The 16,198-nt window shown below is 72.4% G+C and carries 15 protein-coding genes; 7 read left to right on the top strand and 8 right to left on the bottom strand.

From position 1 onward, the window contains the following. Window positions 1-13: 13 nt before the first annotated feature. Window positions 14-802, bottom strand: a complete 789-nt coding sequence (locus SSP29_RS43300) for a L,D-transpeptidase family protein (RefSeq protein WP_089106452.1) — start codon at window positions 800-802, stop codon at window positions 14-16. 195 nt (window positions 803-997) lie between these two features. On the opposite strand from SSP29_RS43300, the gene SSP29_RS43295 reads away from it, so the two are divergent. The 4 genes from SSP29_RS43295 to SSP29_RS43280 all read left to right on the top strand — a co-directional run bounded on the left by SSP29_RS43295 (window position 998) and on the right by SSP29_RS43280 (window position 5,610). After that, complete coding sequence (locus tag SSP29_RS43295; RefSeq protein ID WP_089106451.1) at window positions 998-2,851, top strand: ABC transporter ATP-binding protein; 1,854 nt, start codon at window positions 998-1,000, stop codon at window positions 2,849-2,851. Further along, window positions 2,848-4,629 (top strand): ABC transporter ATP-binding protein, encoded by a 1,782-nt coding sequence (locus SSP29_RS43290; RefSeq protein ID WP_089106450.1) that lies wholly within the window; start codon window positions 2,848-2,850, stop codon window positions 4,627-4,629. Before SSP29_RS43295 ends, SSP29_RS43290 begins: the two co-directional genes overlap by 4 nt. A 204-nt stretch (window positions 4,630-4,833) precedes the next feature. Next, window positions 4,834-5,304: a DUF5709 domain-containing protein gene (locus SSP29_RS43285; protein WP_089106449.1), complete on the top strand. Its 471-nt coding sequence runs from the start codon at window positions 4,834-4,836 to the stop codon at window positions 5,302-5,304. Window positions 5,305-5,349: 45 nt separating this feature from the next. Continuing rightward, window positions 5,350-5,610, top strand: a complete 261-nt coding sequence (locus tag SSP29_RS43280) for a type B 50S ribosomal protein L31 (protein WP_089106448.1) — start codon at window positions 5,350-5,352, stop codon at window positions 5,608-5,610. Window positions 5,611-5,651: 41 nt separating this feature from the next. Here SSP29_RS43280 and SSP29_RS43275 read toward each other — a convergent pair whose 3' ends face one another. Then, a complete protein-coding gene (locus SSP29_RS43275; protein ID WP_089106447.1) occupies window positions 5,652-6,446 on the bottom strand; it encodes a metal-dependent hydrolase in 795 nt (264 codons plus the stop codon). Window positions 6,447-6,591: 145 nt separating this feature from the next. Here SSP29_RS43275 and SSP29_RS43270 point away from each other — a divergent pair, with 145 nt between their 5' ends. Together SSP29_RS43270 and SSP29_RS43265 are read left to right on the top strand one after the other, a co-directional pair. Next, a complete protein-coding gene (locus SSP29_RS43270; protein ID WP_089106446.1) occupies window positions 6,592-9,105 on the top strand; it encodes a DEAD/DEAH box helicase in 2,514 nt (837 codons plus the stop codon). Window positions 9,106-9,160: 55 nt separating this feature from the next. After that, window positions 9,161-10,027, top strand: coding sequence for an acyl-CoA thioesterase (locus tag SSP29_RS43265; RefSeq protein WP_089106445.1), 867 nt, complete (start codon window positions 9,161-9,163; stop codon window positions 10,025-10,027). A 39-nt stretch (window positions 10,028-10,066) separates the two neighbouring features. Here SSP29_RS43265 and SSP29_RS43260 read toward each other — a convergent pair whose 3' ends face one another. Together SSP29_RS43260 and SSP29_RS43255 are read right to left on the bottom strand one after the other, a co-directional pair. Further along, window positions 10,067-10,936 carry a DUF6397 family protein gene (locus tag SSP29_RS43260; RefSeq protein ID WP_089106444.1) on the bottom strand — a complete coding sequence of 290 codons (870 nt, stop codon included), beginning with the start codon at window positions 10,934-10,936 and terminating at the stop codon, window positions 10,067-10,069. 127 nt (window positions 10,937-11,063) lie between these two features. Next, a complete protein-coding gene (locus SSP29_RS43255) occupies window positions 11,064-11,477 on the bottom strand; it encodes a roadblock/LC7 domain-containing protein (protein WP_089106443.1) in 414 nt (137 codons plus the stop codon). Between the two features lie 95 nt (window positions 11,478-11,572). Between SSP29_RS43255 and SSP29_RS43250 the strand changes: the two genes are divergently transcribed. After that, window positions 11,573-12,001, top strand: coding sequence for a PPOX class F420-dependent oxidoreductase (locus SSP29_RS43250; protein ID WP_089106442.1), 429 nt, complete (start codon window positions 11,573-11,575; stop codon window positions 11,999-12,001). Window positions 12,002-12,004: 3 nt separating this feature from the next. On the opposite strand, the gene SSP29_RS43245 is transcribed toward SSP29_RS43250, so the two are convergent. The 4 genes from SSP29_RS43245 to SSP29_RS43230 all read right to left on the bottom strand — a co-directional run bounded on the left by SSP29_RS43245 (window position 12,005) and on the right by SSP29_RS43230 (window position 16,169). Beyond that, the gene (locus SSP29_RS43245; RefSeq protein WP_089106543.1) at window positions 12,005-12,610 is read right to left on the bottom strand and encodes a GTP-binding protein; all 606 of its coding nucleotides are present in this window, start codon (window positions 12,608-12,610) and stop codon (window positions 12,005-12,007) included. 188 nt (window positions 12,611-12,798) lie between these two features. Then, entirely contained in the window at window positions 12,799-13,212 is a 414-nt protein-coding gene (locus SSP29_RS43240) for a DUF742 domain-containing protein (RefSeq protein ID WP_089106441.1), read from the bottom strand. 18 nt (window positions 13,213-13,230) lie between these two features. Then, window positions 13,231-13,668, bottom strand: a complete 438-nt coding sequence (locus SSP29_RS43235) for a roadblock/LC7 domain-containing protein (protein WP_089106440.1) — start codon at window positions 13,666-13,668, stop codon at window positions 13,231-13,233. Beyond that, the gene (locus SSP29_RS43230; RefSeq protein WP_089106439.1) at window positions 13,665-16,169 is read right to left on the bottom strand and encodes a sensor histidine kinase; all 2,505 of its coding nucleotides are present in this window, start codon (window positions 16,167-16,169) and stop codon (window positions 13,665-13,667) included. The genes SSP29_RS43235 and SSP29_RS43230 overlap by 4 nt, the downstream gene beginning before the upstream one ends. Window positions 16,170-16,198: the final 29 nt, after the last annotated feature.

The following is a 16,198-nucleotide window of genomic DNA, read 5'->3' as shown; positions in this document are numbered from 1 at the left end:
GCCCGGGGCCGCGCTAGGACCGCAGGCTCGGCCTGTCCCCCATCACCACGACGGGTTCAAGGGCCGGATCGAGGGTGCGGAGCAGGTACACCATGGCCTCCCTGGGAAGGCCGATGCACGCCGAGGTGCCGCTGCCGTGGTCGAGGTGCAGCCAGATGCCGCCGCCCCTGCCGTCGCCCCAGGGGTGGGTGGTGTCGTGCGGCGGTGTGCCCCGCAGGCGGTTGTAGTCGACGGCGATGACGTAGTCGAAGTCGTGCCGGTACGCCGGGCTCCAGTAGTGCGGGGGTGTGTAGAGGTCGCGGCCCTGGGCGTAGGAGAGCCGGGTGCCCGGATCGGGGAGCACACCGCCGGCGTCGGTGACGGTGAACACGCCGACCGGGCTGCGTCCGTCACCGGCGTAGTGGTCGGTGGTCCAGCCGGCCCGCCCGTTGTGGGCGAGCCAACTGCCCACCGGCTGCCAGCCGCCGGCCTGCCGGGTGTACAGCACGACGGTCGCGTCGGCCGAGTCCCTGCCCTCGCCGTACACGGCGACGACCTGGCCGGAGTGGTCGGGGATCAGCGCCTGCCACTGCTCGCCCACACCGGGCAGCCGGCCCGGATCCCCGACCGGAGCGGGCCGGTCCGACTGCCCGGCCGGGCCCGCTCCGGCGGCGCGGGCAGCTTTCGGGGGTCTGGTGTGCGGCCCCGGCAGGCCGTTCTTCGCGCCACCGCTCGGTGACGCCTCGCAGGCGCTCAGGGTCACCAGCACGGCTCCGAGGACCGCCGCCGTGGCGGTCGCCCGCCGGACACTCTTGATCTGCACCCGCCCATCCTGACATCACATACCGGTCAATTAGCTAAATCTTCTGACATTCGGCGCGTGTTGGGCGGGAGGCCCTGGCCGGAAGAGGGGGGATTTCGACGGCCGGCAGGAAAAACCGTTTGATTTCGACGACGCTCCGACGCGAACCTTTCACGGCTTGTCGCCACCTCCCCCGACCCGAGCCGCTGGGACACCATGCAGATTCAAGATCTTCCGTATTCCGATCCGGGCGTGCCGGACGCGCGTTCGGGTCCCCGGTTCCTGTGGTGGCTGGGGCGGAATCAGCTGGGCGGGCAGCTCAAGGCACTGGCCTGGGGACTGCTGCACTTCGTGTCCGTCGCCGCGCTCCCGTTCTGTGTGGGTCTCGCCGTCCAGGCCGTCGTCGACCGCTCCGGCACCCGGCTGGCCCTGACGGGCGGTCTGCTGGTGCTGTGCGGCACGGCGATCGCCGTCGGCGACACCTTCCTGCACCGGGCCGCCGTCACCAACTGGATCACCGCGGCCGCCCGGGTCCAGCAGCTGCTCGCCCGCAAGGCCACCCAGCTGGGCTCCGCGCTGACCCGGCGGGTGGCGGCCGGCGAGGTGGTGGCCGTCTCCACCGGCGACGTCGAGAAGATCGGCTGGTTCGTGGAGGCGGTCTCCCGCTTCACCGCCGCCGCGCTGACGGTCGTCGTGGTCGGCGTCGCCCTGCTCTTCTACCAGCCGGCCCTCGGCTGGGTCGTCGCCGCCGGTCTGCCCCTGGTCGCCCTGTCCGTGCTGCCGCTGCTGCCCCGGGCCACCCGGCGCGCGGACTTCCAGCGCGCCAAGGCCGGCCGGGCCACGGAGCTGGCCTCGGACACCGTCGCGGGACTGCGCGTGCTGCGCGGCATCGGCGGCGAGGACCTCTTCCTCGACCGCTACCGCCGCGCCTCCCAGGAGGTACGGCACGCCGCCGTGCGCAGCGCCCGGATGTGGTCGCTGATCTCCGCGATCCAGGTGCTGCTGCCCGGGCTGCTGCTGATCGCGGTCGTCTGGCACGGGGTCAACCTGGCCCGGCAGGGCCGTGTCACCGTCGGTGAACTCGTCACCGTCTACAGCGCGGTCATGATCCTCAACTATCCGTTGCAGCACTTCACCGAGATCGCGATGGCCTACTCCTTCTCACGCCCGTCGGCGAAACGGGCGGCGCGGGTGCTCTCCCTGGACCGGGCCACGGACACCGGCGGCTCGCGCGCGGACACCGTGCCGGCCGGCGACCTGTACGACCCCGCCACCGGACTGCTCGCTCCCGCGGGCCGGCTGACCGCCGTGGTCTGCGGCGACCCCGACGCGGCCGGACTCCTCGCCGAACGGCTGGGCGGCCACCCCGCCGAGGCCGGCACCTCCGTCCTGCTCGGCGGCGTACCGCTCGACGAACTCCCCCTGGACGCCGCCCGCACCGCGGTGCTCGTCCAGGACAAGGACCCGGTGCTGCTCTCCGGTTCACTGCGGGAATTGCTCGACGTGCCGGCCTCCGGGGCCGTGCGGGCCGAGGACGCGCTGGCCGCCGCCCAGTGCGCGGACGTCCTGGACGCCCTGCTCCAGGGCTCGCTGGACGTCACCGACCCGCTGGACGCCCGGATCACCGAGCGGGGCCGGTCCCTGTCGGGCGGGCAGCGCCAGCGGCTCGCGCTGGCCCGGTCGCTGATCACCGACCCCGGGGTGCTCGTCCTGGACGAACCCACCTCCGCCGTCGACTCGCACACCGAGGCCCGGATCGCGGAGGGAGTCCGCGCGCTGCGGTCCGGCCGTACGACCGTCGTGTTCACCTCCTCGCCGCTGCTGCTCGACCGGGCCGACCGGGTGGTCCTGGTCCTCGACGGCGAGGTCGTCGCGGTCGGCGTGCACCGCGAACTGGTGCGCACCGAGCGCCGGTACCGGTCGGTCGTGACACGTGAGACGGACGACGAAGCCGCCCTGCAGGGCGCGGCACTCGAAGAGCACGAAGCCGCGCCGCGAGGCAGGGCGCTGGAAGAGAACGAAGCCGCGCTGCACAGCAGGGCGCTGGAAGAGATCGAGGAGAGCGCATGATCGGCGTCGCGCCACCGGCATACGACCCGGCGGCCCCGACGACGGCCACCACCCTGCCCGTCGGCGCCACCGCGACCGTGCGTGCCTACGTGGCCGAACTGTTCCACCGGCACCGCCGGGCCTTCTCCCTCCTCATCGCGGTCAACACGGTGGCCGTCGTCGCCTCCATGGCCGGCCCGTACCTGCTGGGCGGGCTCGTCGAGCGGGTCTCCGACGGCGCCCGCGACCTCCATCTGGGCCTGACCATCGGCCTGTTCGCGGCCGCGCTCGCCGTCCAGTCCGTCTTCGTGCGCGAGGTACGGCTGCGGGGTGCCGTGCTCGGCGAGCGGATGCTGGCCGATCTGCGCGAGGACTTCCTCGTCCGGTCGGTCGGGCTGCCGCCGGGCGTCCTGGAGCGGGCGGGCACGGGCGACCTGCTGTCCCGGATCACCACGGACATCGACCGGCTCGCCAACGCCATGCGGGAGGCCGTGCCGCAGCTGTCGATCGGCGTGGTGTGGGTCGTGCTGCTGATCGGCGGACTCGCCGTCACGGCTCCGCCGCTGGCCGCCACCGTGCTGCTGGCCCTGCCGGTCCTGGTGGTCGTCTGCCGCTGGTACTTCCGGCGGGCGCCCTCCGGCTACCGCTCCGAGGCCGCCGGGTACGCGTCCGTGGCCGCCGCCCTCGCGGAGTCCGTGGACGCCGGGCACACCATCGAGGCGCACCGGCTCGGCGCCCGCCGCATCGCCCTGTCCGAGCGCCGGATCAAGGAGTGGACGGCGTGGGAGCGCTACACCCTGTGGCTGCGGTCGGTGCTGTTCCCGGCGATCAACGCCACCCACACCACGGTCCTCGGCTCGGTGCTGATGATCGGCGGCGTCTTCGTCCTCAAGGGCTGGATCGACGTCGGCCAGCTGACGACGGGCGCGCTCATCGCCCAGATGCTCGTCGACCCGGTGAACCTGATCCTGCGCTGGTACGACGAGGTCCAGGTCGCCCAGGTGTCGCTGGCTCGGCTGGTCGGCGTCCGGGACATCGAGCCGGACGCCGGGGACGCCGCGCTGGCCCCCGCCGGCCGGGAGGTGCACGCGGACGAGGTCCGCTTCGGCTACCTGCAGGGCGTCGACGTGCTGCGCGAGGTCTCCCTGGAGGTCGCGCCCGGCACCCGGCTGGCTCTGGTCGGCCCCTCGGGCGCGGGCAAGTCCACCCTCGGCCGGCTGCTCGCCGGGATCTATGCGCCCCGCGACGGCCGGATCACCCTGGGCGGCGCGGAACTGTCCCGGATGACCGCCGAGCGGGTCCGTTCCCATGTCGCCCTCGTCAACCAGGAGCACCACGTCTTCGTGGGCTCCCTGCGCGACAACCTGCTGCTCGCCCGGACCGACGCGGAGGACGCCGAGCTGTGGGCGGCCCTCGGCGCGGTCGACGCGGACGGCTGGGCACGGGCCCTGGAGGAGGAGCTGGACACCGAGGTCGGCTCCGGCGGGCTCGCCCTGACGCCGGCGCAGGCGCAGCAGATCGCGCTGGCCCGGCTGGTGCTGGCCGACCCGCACACACTGGTCCTGGACGAGGCGACCTCGCTCCTGGACCCGCGTGCCGCCCGCCATCTGGAACGGTCCCTGGCCCGGGTCCTGGACGGCCGGACCGTGGTCGCCATCGCCCACCGGCTGCACACCGCCCATGACGCGGACGTCATCGCCGTGGTCGAGAACGGCCGGATCAGCGAGCTCGGCAGCCACGACGCGCTGGTGGCGGCCGACGGCGCCTACGCCGCGCTGTGGCGGTCGTGGCACGGGTGACGGGCCGTGGCACGGGGTGCGGCACGGGGCGTACGCCGCAGGTCGCACCCCGTGCCGTTGCGCAGGTGCGAGCAGGGGTGGAAGGCTGGAGAGCGGCACCGGTTCGGGGGCCGGGCGCGAACCGTACGGTTCGCACCGTGCGCCTGTGCCGAGCGTGCCGGCGGCCCGCCCCGCGGACCGCGTCCTCACCCCCTGGAGGTAGCCGTGACCACCGCCGACGGATGGGGGGACGACGTCTACCAGCCCGACGGATCCGAGATCCGTGAGGACACGGGGCTGCTCGACGTGGAGGACACGCTGGAGTCCGACGGCGTCAGCGATCCCCTGGACCGCGGCTGGTCCCCGCCCGAGCGGCCGTGGGCGGTGGAGCACACCGGGGTGACCGCGGCGGAGCGCCACCAGGGCGAGACCCTGGACCAGCGGCTCTCCGAGGAACTGCCCGATCTGGCCGCCCCCGGCGGCGACGGCATCGGCGACTGCCAGGGCAGCGACGGCGAGCTCCTGGACAACGAGGTCGGCGACCTGCGCTCCGGCCGGCTCGTGGCCCCGAACGAGGGGGCGCACGAGGACGACGAGAACGGCCTGGTCGCGACCGACATCGGCATCGACGGCGCCGGGGCCTCCGCCGAGGAGGCCGCGATGCACATCGTCGACGAGGACACCGCCTACGGCTGAGCCCGCCCGCCCCTGCCCGCCCGCCCCGTCCTTCGAGGAGCCGCCATGCAGCAGGACAAGCACCCCGACTACCACGCCGTGGTCTTCCGCGACCGCGCCGCCGGATACGCCTTCCTCACCCGGTCCACCGCCACCAGCGACCAGACGATCGAGTGGGACGACGGCCAGACCTACCCGGTGGTCGATGTGGAGATCTCGTCCGAGAGCCACCCCTTCTACACCGGGAAGGCCCGCACGGTGGACTCCGAGGGCCGCGTCGCCGCGTTCGAGCGCCGCTACGGGAGTGGCTCGGGACAGGCGGGCTGACCCTCGGGGCACACCGGTCCGGTGGCCTGCCGGGCCTCGGGTCAGATCACGTTCAGAGCGGCCGCGCAGCCTATGCCGCCGAGCACCATGAACACCGGCATGAGCACCTTCAGCTCGACCCAGCTGCCGGCGCGGAAACGCATCGCCTTCGGCGGGCCGATCGGGTACCAGCGCCTGCGGCCGATCGGGATGGGCCACAGGACCGGGCAGCCGGAGACGGTCAGCGCGTCCCCGATGTCGTGCACCAGCGCCCCCAGCACCACCGGCAGCCCCAGCCACAGGTACTCCTGGCCGGGCTGGGTGAACAGCCAGTCCGAGCCGTTGCCCGGCTTGTCCAGGGTGCCGGCCAGGATCCAGGCGCTGGTCGCCGCCAGCAGCCACACCAGGATGTCGCTGCTGGAGCCGCGCGCCGCCCGCCACAGCAGGCCCTCGATCGCCAGCACCATGTGCGCGAAGAGGATCGCCAGCACCGCCCAGCGGCCGCCGAGGATCGCCGCGGCCGAGCAGCTCCCGCCGATCAGCGCCGCCCACACCCAGGTGTGCGTCAGCGTCCGGTGCCCGCCGTTGCGGCGCGGGTCGCCCGCCATCCGGGTCGCCTTGTAGACGGCGTAGGAGAGCTTGTCCACGATCTCGCAGACCCAGCGCGAGAGCGGTCCGAAGGCCCGCGAGATGGTCGCCGCCTTGTGGTCGAGGTCCGGGGCGAGCGCGGCCCCGGCGCAGATCAGCGCCCCTACCAGGAGCACCGGCCAGGGCATCGTATGCCCGGTCGCGGCCGCCGCGGCTCCTACGCCGAGCCAGGCGGCAGCTCCCGACAGTGAGTGTGCTGGTCCCATCATGGCCGTTCCCCGCCCCATTCCTCGTATCCCGCTGTCCAGTTGACCGGGTGCGTTGACGCTCCGTCGGCGACACAGCGTAGCGGCCGTGATCTTCGTGCTCGAAGCCGATTCCCCCCTCGGCGGGTGGGCCAGGCAAGATGGGGGCGTGACCCTCATCGATCAGCTGCCGCCGACCGCCGACCCCGACGCCCTGTACGAAGCCTTCGAGGCATGGGCCCAGGAGCGCGGTCTCACGCTCTACCCCCACCAGGAGGAGGCGCTGATCGAGGCGGTCTCCGGGGCGAACGTGATCGTGTCGACGCCGACCGGCTCGGGCAAGAGCATGATCGCCGCGGGTGCGCACTTCGCCGCGCTGGCCCGGGACGAGGTCACCTTCTACACGGCCCCGATCAAGGCGCTGGTGTCGGAGAAGTTCTTCGAGCTGTGCAAGCTCTTCGGCACCGAGAACGTCGGCATGCTCACCGGCGACGCCTCCGTGAACTCGGACGCGCCCGTCATCTGCTGCACCGCCGAGGTGCTCGCCTCCATCGCGCTGCGCGACGGCAAGCAGGCGGACGTCGGCCAGGTCGTCATGGACGAGTTCCACTTCTACGCGGAGGGCGACCGCGGCTGGGCGTGGCAGATCCCGCTCCTCGAACTGCCCCAGGCGCAGTTCATCCTCATGTCGGCCACCCTCGGCGACGTCTCCTTCTTCGAGAAGGACCTGGCCCGCCGCACCGGCCGCCCCACCGCGGTGGTCCGCTCGGCGACCCGCCCGGTGCCGCTCTCCTACGAGTACCAGCTGACCCCGATGACCGAGACGCTCACGGAGCTCCTGGAGAGCCGGCAGGCGCCGGTGTACATCGTGCACTTCACGCAGGCACAGGCGGTGGAGCGGGCGCAGGCGCTGATGAGCATCAACATGTGCTCGAAGGAGGAGAAGGAGCAGATCGCCGAGCTGATCGGCAACTTCCGCTTCACCACCAAGTTCGGCCAGAACCTCTCCCGGTACGTCCGGCACGGCATCGGCGTGCACCACGCCGGCATGCTGCCCAAGTACCGGCGCCTGGTGGAGAAGCTCGCGCAGGCCGGTCTGCTGAAGGTCATCTGCGGCACCGACACCCTGGGCGTGGGCGTCAACGTGCCCATCCGTACGGTGCTGTTCACCGCCCTCACCAAGTACGACGGCAACCGGGTGCGCACCCTGCGCGCCCGGGAGTTCCACCAGATCGCCGGCCGCGCGGGCCGGGCCGGCTTCGACACCGCCGGTCTGGTGGTCGCGCAGGCCCCCGAGCACGTCATCGAGAACGAGAAGGCGCTGGCGAAGGCGGGCGACGACCCGAAGAAGCGGCGCAAGGTGGTGCGCAAGAAGGCGCCGGAGGGCTTCGTCGGCTGGACGGAGAACACCTTCGAGAAGCTGATCGCGTCCGAGCCGGAGCCGCTGACCTCGCGTTTCCGGGTGACGCACACGATGCTGCTGTCGGTGATCGCCCGCCCGGGCAACGCCTTCGACGCGATGCGCCACCTGCTGGAGGACAACCACGAGCCGCGCAAGCAGCAGCTGCGGCACATCCGCCGGGCGATCGCGATCTATCGTTCGCTGCTCGACGGCGGCATCGTCGAGAAGCTCGACGAGCCCGACGCCACCGGCCGCATCGTCCGTCTCACGGTCGACCTCCAGCAGGACTTCGCGCTCAACCAGCCGCTGTCCACGTTCGCCCTCGCCGCGTTCGAACTCCTCGACCCCGAATCGCCCTCGTACGCCCTCGACATGGTGTCCGTCGTGGAGTCCACCCTGGACGACCCGCGCCAGATCCTGGCCGCCCAGATGAACAAGGCGAAGGGCGAGGCCGTGGCCGCGATGAAGGCGGACGGCGTCGAGTACGAGGAGCGCATGGAGCGCCTCCAGGACATCACCTACCCGAAGCCCCTGGAAGAGCTGCTCTTCCATGCGTACAACACCTACCGCAAGAGCCACCCCTGGGTCGGCGACCATCCGCTGTCGCCGAAGTCGGTCATCCGGGACATGTACGAACGGGCGCTGACCTTCACCGAGTTGGTGTCGCTCTACGAGCTGGCCCGCACCGAGGGGATCGTGCTGCGCTACCTCGCGAGCGCCTACAAGGCCCTCGACCACAACATCCCGGACGACCTGAAGTCCGAGGACCTGCAGGACCTGATCGAGTGGCTGGGCGAGACGGTCCGCCAGGTCGACTCCAGCCTGCTGGACGAGTGGGAGCAGCTCGCCAACCCGGAGGAGATGACCGCCGAGGAGGCCCAGGAGAAGGCCGACGAGGTCAAGCCCGTCACCGCCAACGCGCGCGCCTTCCGGGTCCTGGTCCGCAACGCGATGTTCCGCCGCGTGGAGCTCGCCGCCCTCGACCAGGTCGACGAACTGGGCGATATGGACGCGGAGTCCGGCTGGGACGCCGAGGCCTGGGGCGAGGCGATGGACAAGTACTGGGACGAGTACGAGGACCTGGGCACCGGCCCCGACGCGCGCGGCCCCAAGCTGCTCGTGATCCAGGAGGAGCCGCAGAACGCGCTGTGGCGCGTCCGCCAGATCTTCGACGACCCGAACGACGACCACGACTGGGGCATCAGCGCGGAGATCGACCTGACGGCCTCCGACGCAGAGGGCCGCGCGGTCGTGCGCGTCACCGATGTCGGCCAGCTCTGAGCACAGGCCCCGGAACAGGTTCGAGTACAGGCACCGGCACAGGAGAATCCAACCCATGACCAACCCGGCCGAGAGACTGGTCGACCTGCTCGACCTGGAGCAGATCGAGGTCAACATCTTCCGTGGCCGCAGCCCCCAGGAATCCCTCCAGCGGGTCTTCGGCGGCCAGGTGGCAGGCCAGGCGCTGGTCGCCGCCAGCCGCACCACGGAGGGCGACCGGCCGGTGCACTCGCTGCACGCGTACTTCCTGCGCCCGGGCCGGCCGGGCGTGCCGATCGTGTACCAGGTCGAACGGGTCCGGGACGGGCGGTCGTTCACGACACGCCGGGTCACCGCCGTGCAGCAGGGCCGCACGATCTTCAATCTGACCGCCTCCTTCCACAAGCCTGAGGTGGGAGCTTTCGAGCACCAGCTGCCGCCCTTCCGCGATGTGCCGCACCCGGAGACGCTGCCGACGCTCGCCGAGGAGATCCGCAAGCATCTGGGCGAGCTGCCCGAGCAGCTGGAGCGGATGGCGCGCCGCCAGCCCTTCGACATCCGCTACGTCGACCGGCTGCGCTGGCACCCCGAGGAGATAGCGGGCGCCGAGCCGCGCAGCGCGGTGTGGATGCGCGCGGTCGGCCCGCTGGGCGACGATCCTCTGGTGCACACCTGCGCGCTGACCTACGCCAGCGACATGACCCTCCTGGACGCGGTCCGTGTCCCCGTCGAGCCGCTGTGGGGGCAGCGGAACTTCGACATCGCCTCACTCGACCACGCCATGTGGTTCCACCGGCCGTTCCGCGCGGACGAGTGGTTCCTGTACGAGCAGGAGTCCCCCATCGCCACGGGCGGGCTGGGCCTGGCCCGCGGGCGGGTCTACGACCTCGACGGGCGGCTGCTGGTGTCGGTCGTCCAGGAGGGGCTGTTCCGCGCGCTGTAGCGGACTCGGTCGGGGCCGCCGGTCAGTCCGGGCCGCCGGTCAGTGGGCGGGCCGCGGGTTTCTGCGCAGCAGCCAGCCGCGCAGGCCCGGGAAGGGTTTCGGCCTGCCGGGCGCGGGGTGCCGGGACGGTGCGGCGGGGCGGGGCGCCAACCGGTGCGTGCGGGCTTGCGCCACTTCCCTGGCCAGGTCGTGCCTGAACCAGTCGATCTCGTCCGGATCGGCCGCCGTCATGAGCTCCTCGGCGAGCTGCGCGGCCGGCGAGCCCGGTGCGCCGTGGGCGGGCGGTGCCGGCCGCGAGGCCGTGACATGGGCGCGTTCGTAAGGGTCCGTGAGCACGTCGTCGATCTCACCGGCGTCCAGGAAGCCGGCCACCACCCCGGCCCGCTCCCACGGCCCGTCCGCCTGCCTCAGCAGGAAACCGCAGTGGCGTCCGCGCCAGTTGCGGGCCCGCTGGTCCGCGCCCGCCCTCAGCCGGTCGCTCAGCTCCGCGGGCGTACGGCCGGTGAGCAGCCGCGTGTTCTTCTCGTCGGCCGCGAACAGCCGTAGCTCCTCCGCCAGGTAGAGCCAGACCACGGCCCGGTAGCGGTTCGGGTACCACTTCACCGGAGTCACCAGGCCGAGTTTCGCCACGCGGGTGAACCTGCCCGCAGGGATCCCCATCAGGGCCGCTCCCTCGGTCGTCCCCACGGCCTGCACGCTCTCGCGGAGGGCTTCGGCCCGGCCCTGGAGCCGGTCGATCTCGGTCCGTGGGACGCGGCGGCCTCCGCCGCCTCCCTCGTCGGGTACGGTGCGGATCCGTCCGAGGTGTACCGCGAGATCGAACTCGCCCCGCTTGAGGCCCAGTTCTCGGGCGGCGCGGCTCGGCGGGCAGGTGAGCGGGCGGGACTGGGTGAGGGTGGTGCCGGACATGGTCGTACTCCCCCGTGGAGTGGGTGGCTCGCGCCCGGTGCGCTCGCCGTGGAAAAGACCGTAGCCGTTTCGGCGAGACTCGTGGCGGGCCTGTGGATAACTCCACCGCCGGGGATGAATCAGCAGGTCAGAGGTCTACGACGGAGGAACGCTCCGGTTGCCGGGCGTCCACTCCGAGGTGTTCTCCGACGCGGTTGACCAGCAGGGTCATCTCATAGGCGATCTGGCCGATGTCGGCCTCCGCGCCGCTGAGCACGCACAGGCAGCTGCCGGCTCCGGCCGCGGTGACGAACAGGACCGCCTCGTCGTACTCGATCATCGTCTGGCGGACCTGGCCCGCGCCGAAGTGGCGTCCGGAGCCCTTGGCGAGGCTGTGCAGCCCGGAGGCGACGGCCGCCAGATGCTCCGCGTCCTCCCTGCGTAGTCCTGTGCTCGCTCCTGTGACCAGTCCGTCGTTCGACAGGACCAGCGCGTGCCGTACGTGCTCCACGCGCTCGGTCAGGTCGTCGAGCAGCCAGCCGAGTCCCTGGTTCTGCGCCATGTCGTAGCGTCTCCCCGTGTAGCGTCTCCCCCTGGCTGGAGGATCTCTCCGCCAGCCTTCCCCACCACCGGCGTCCGGGCAAGGAGGATGGGGACATGGCAGAGAAGATGACCGACGAGGAATGGCGGGCGTTCGTCTCGCACGGCACCCGCACCGGCAAACTGTCCACCGTCAACGCCGATGGCAGCCCGCATGTGGCCCCCATCTGGTTTCTGCTGGACGGGGACGAGCTGGTCTTCAACACCGGCAAGGACACCGTGAAAGGGCGCAATCTCGCCCGTGACGGGCGTGTCGCCCTCTGTGTGGACGACGACCGGCCCCCCTTCCACTTCGTGGTGCTGAACGGGCGCGCCCGGCTGTCGGAGGACCTGGGCGAACTCCGTGATTCGGCCACCCGGATCTCTGCTCGCTACATGGGGGCGGAGCGTGCGGAGGAGTTCGGCGCCCGCAACGGCGTCCCCGGCGAGCTGCTGGTCCGGGTCACCGTGGAGAAGGTGGTGGCGCTCAAGGACCTCACGGGCTGAGGCTCAGCCCACCGAGTCGAGGAGCCGGGCGGTGTGCATCCGTCCGGCGTACTCGACGAGCCGGATCAGCACCTCCTTGCCGGAGTCCCGGTCCCGGGCGTCGCACAGGACCACGGGCGTGCCCTGGTCCAGGTCGAGGGCGCGGCAGACGTCAGCGGCGCCGTAAGTGCGGGCGCCGGTGAAGCAGTTGACGGCGACGACGAACGGGATGTGCCGGTGCTCGAAGTAGTCGACCGCCGGGAAGCAGTCCTCGAGGCGCCGGGTGTCGGCGAGGACGACGGCGCCGAGTGCTCCTTGCGAGAGCTCGTCCCAGAGGAACCAGAAGCGGTCCTGGCCCGGGGTGCCGAAGAGGTACAGGGAGAGGCCGGAGCGGATGGTGATGCGGCCGAAGTCCATGGCGACGGTGGTGGTGACCTTCTGGTCCACGCCGTCCGTGTCGTCCACCAGCTGGCCCGCTTCGCTGAGCATTTCCTCGGTGCGCAGCGGCCGGATCTCGCTGACGGCGCCGACCAGGGTCGTCTTCCCGACGCCGAAGCCGCCGGCGACCAATATCTTGAGCGCCATGGCCGATGCGTCGTCGGCGGTGGACTCGGAGTGCTCGGAGACCATGATCACTTCTCTCGGGAGGGCTCTCGGGAGGGCTTGGAGAACCTGCTGCGGCAGACGTCGGGACAGCCGCGAAGCGGCACGGGATGGTGCGAAGCCAGCATCATGACAACTGCCGCCCCGTCGCGGACGGTTGGACCGGAACGCGTCTGTTCTGACCGGCTCGCGCCCGGTTGGTTCCGGATGCTCATCTACAGTGCCCGCAATCCCTCGATGACCTCGCGCAGAATCCGTTCGTCAGGCAGCTGGGCCGGGGGCACCGGGCGGCTCACCGTGACCCGGCCCAGTTCCAGCAGGTCGCCCAGGAGCACCCGGACCACGCCCACGGGGAGGTCGGCGCCGGCGGCGAGTTCGGCGACGGACTGCGTCTCCAGCCGGCACAGGTCGACCAGCGCCCGGTGTTCGGGGCCGAGCGCGGCGTCGTCGTCGGTGCCGACCGCGCCCGGGTCGAGCGTGACCAGGGCGATCAGGTCGAACTTGACGCCGGTGGGGCCGGGTTTGGTGCGGCCCCCGGTCATGGCGTAGGGGCGGACCAGAGGCCCGGCCTCGCTGTCGTACCACTGGCTGCCCGGCTCGCGCGGGGCGTCGGTCGTGTACTCGGTCATCGGTGGCGGTCTTCCGGCTCAGCCGGCGGCGGGCGGCCGGGCGGATACGCGCGGCGCGGTGTAGAGGTGCTCGCCCACGCGTTTGACCAGGCGGGCCATCTCGTAGGCGACCAGGCCGATGTCGGCGGTCACGTCGGTGAGCAGGGCGAGGCAGGAGCCGTCGCCCGCGGCGGCCACGAAGAGGAAGGCGTCGTCCATCTCGACCATGGTCTGGCGCACCCCGCCCGCCCCGAAGTGCCGCCCGGCGCCCTTGGCGAGGCTGTTGAAGCCGGAGGCCACGGCGGCGAGGTGCTCGGCGTCCTCGCGTTTGAGGCCGGTCGAGGCACCGACGGCGAGGCCGTCGTTGGACAGCACCACGGCGTGCCGTACCTCGGTGACGCGCAGTACCAGGTCGTCCAGCAGCCAGTCGAGTTCGCCGGAGCGCCGGTCTGCCCTCGTGCTCGGGTCCTGGATCATGGGCGGTCTCCTTCGGTGCTGTCGGTGCCGTCTTCGGCTCGCGGGGCGGCTCCGCGGCCGGGTTGTCTGCCCCCGCCGCGCACCCAGCCGTCGCGGTAGGCGGCCATCCGGTCGCGGACGAGTTCGGGGGTGCGCTCGTCCCCGCCGCGGGCGGGCGCCGGCTCCTCGGTGCGGGGGTCGCGCAGTTGGGGGGCGAGGCTCGCCTGCCGTACCCGGCGTGGCAGGTCGTCGTCGGAGGGCTCGGAGTCGTGCGGTGGGCGGTGCGGCCTCAAGGTGGTGACTCCGGGGGGCGGGGGTTCGGGCGCGGGGCGCGGTGAGGTGTGGGTGGCGGCGAGGGCGGGCCGGCCGGCGGGGGCGGGCTCCGGGAGAGCGGCGCCGGGCACGCGCGCGTAGGCGCGTGCCGGTGCCTGTTCGGTGTCGGCCGCCGGGCGGATCGGACGTTCCGCCGAGCCGCCGTGCAGCAGGGCCTTCGGCAAGAGGACCACCGCGGTGGTGCCGCCGTACGGGGACGTGCGCAGATGCACCTTGATGCCGTGGCGGGCCGCGAGCCTGCTGACCACGAAGAGGCCGAGCCGGTCGCTGTCGAACAGGTCGAGTGCCTCGGACTGCTCGATGCGCCGGTTGGCCTCGGCGAGGGTCTCCGGGCCCATGCCGAGCCCGCGGTCCTCGACCTCCAGGGCGTAGCCGTTGCCGACAGGCTCTCCGATGATGCGCACGCGTGTGTGCGGCGGCGAGAACTGGGCGGCGTTCTCCACGACCTCGGCGAGCAGGTGTGTGAGGTCGGCGACGGCCGCGCCGATGACGGCCGCCTCGGGGAGCTGTCGTACCTCCACGCGCGCGTAGTCCTCGACTTCGGACACGGCCGCCCGTACGACGTTGGTGAGGGACACGGGCATCCGCCAGGCCCGGCCGGGGGCGGCTCCGGACAGGATGATCAGGCTCTCCGCGTGGCGGCGCATCCGTGTGGTGAGGTGGTCGAGGCGGAAGAGGTCGCTCAGTTCGCCGGGGTCGTCGGAGCGGCGTTCCATGCTGTCCAGCAGGCTCAGCTGGCGGTGGACCAGGATCTGGCTGCGGCGGGCGAGGTTGACGAAGACTCCCGAGATGCCGCTGGCGAGTTCGGCGCGCTCCACGGCGGCGCGCAGGGCGGCACGGTGCACGGTGCCGAGGGCCTCGGCGACCTGTCCGGTCTCGTCCTCCGCGGGCGGTCCCGGGGGCGCCTCCGCGCGCACGTCGATCTCCTCGCCGGCCCGCAGTCTGCGCATCGCCTCGGGGAGTTTGCGGCGGGCGATCTCCAGGGCGCTGTTGCGCAGGCTCACCAGCTCGACGACGAGGCCGCGACCGATGCGAACGGAGATCACGAGCGAGGCGACCACGGCGAGCAGACCGAACAGGACGGCGGCGCCTGCCGGGGTGAGCAGCCCGCGGGCGAACGGATCGGCCCGGCCCGCCACCGCGTGTGCCGTGCCGGCCTGGACGTTCCGCATGCCGTCCTGCACGCCCGTGTGCGCGGTGTTCCAGGTGGCTTCCGGGACCGCGTCGGCCGCCTTGGCTCCGGGTGAGCTCGCGAGGATCCTGTCCTCGGCGGCGCTCAGCGCGGTGTAGTCGTCGCCGTCGGCGAGCCGGTGCCACGCGGTGCGCTGGGCCCCGGGCAGATCGGGGACGGCCGCGTCGGTGAGGACGCGGCGGGTGTCGACGGAACCGGTGAACAGCCTCAGTCGCTCGCCGTCGAGGCCACCGGCCAGCCGGGCACCGCCGAGGACCGCGTCCTCTTGGGCCAGCGCCTCTCCCGCGCGGGAGAGTTCGAGCAGCACGCGCGCGTCGGAGCCCATGTCGTCGGCCTGGATGCCGGTGAGGGCGCCGTCCACGGCGAAGGCCGAGTCAATGGCCTGCGTGTACTGCCCGTAGGCCGCGTCCCAGCCGGTGCCGCGGTTCTGCACCGCCCGCCGCAGGGTGCGCAGTTGTTCGGCGCCGGTGACGAAGGCCTTCAGGCGCTGGGCGACACCGGAGGGCAGTTCCTCGCTGTCGGCGACGGTGCTGTCCTTGCCGAGCCGTAGCGCGGCCACGGCCTGATCGGTGAGGGCGCCGAGCCTCCTGAGGTCGGCGGTCTGTTCTGCGGCGGGGTCGGTCGCGTACCGGACCGCGGCGGCCCGCTCGGCCTGGAGCGCGGCGACGGCGGCGGCGACCGGGGTGCGCAGCGCGGCGTCGACGCGCTGGGACTGGCGCAGCCGGGAGACGTCCTGTGCCGTGGTGACCGTGGCGTACGCCCACAGGGCGAGCAGGGACATGACCGGCACCATGAGCAGGCAGACCACCTTGGCCCGCACGGTCCGTGGGCGCAGCCGCCAGCCTGCGGGTCGCGTGGGCGCGTTGTCCGCCGCGATGCCGACGAGGTCGTCGACCGGTTCTTCGGCGGGTGGTCCGGCGTGCGCGCGGCGGCCGCGCGGCGGCCGCGCTGACGGTGTCTCCGGGCCTGCTGTGGGGGTCCTACGGGATGTACGCATGGCCTCCTCGCTCAGGAAAGGTGGGTCGG

This window comes from Streptomyces hyaluromycini (assembly GCF_002217755.1).
Taxonomy (GTDB): Bacteria; Actinomycetota; Actinomycetes; order Streptomycetales; family Streptomycetaceae; genus Streptomyces; species Streptomyces hyaluromycini.
This window is presented reverse-complemented; position numbering and strand designations above follow the sequence as displayed.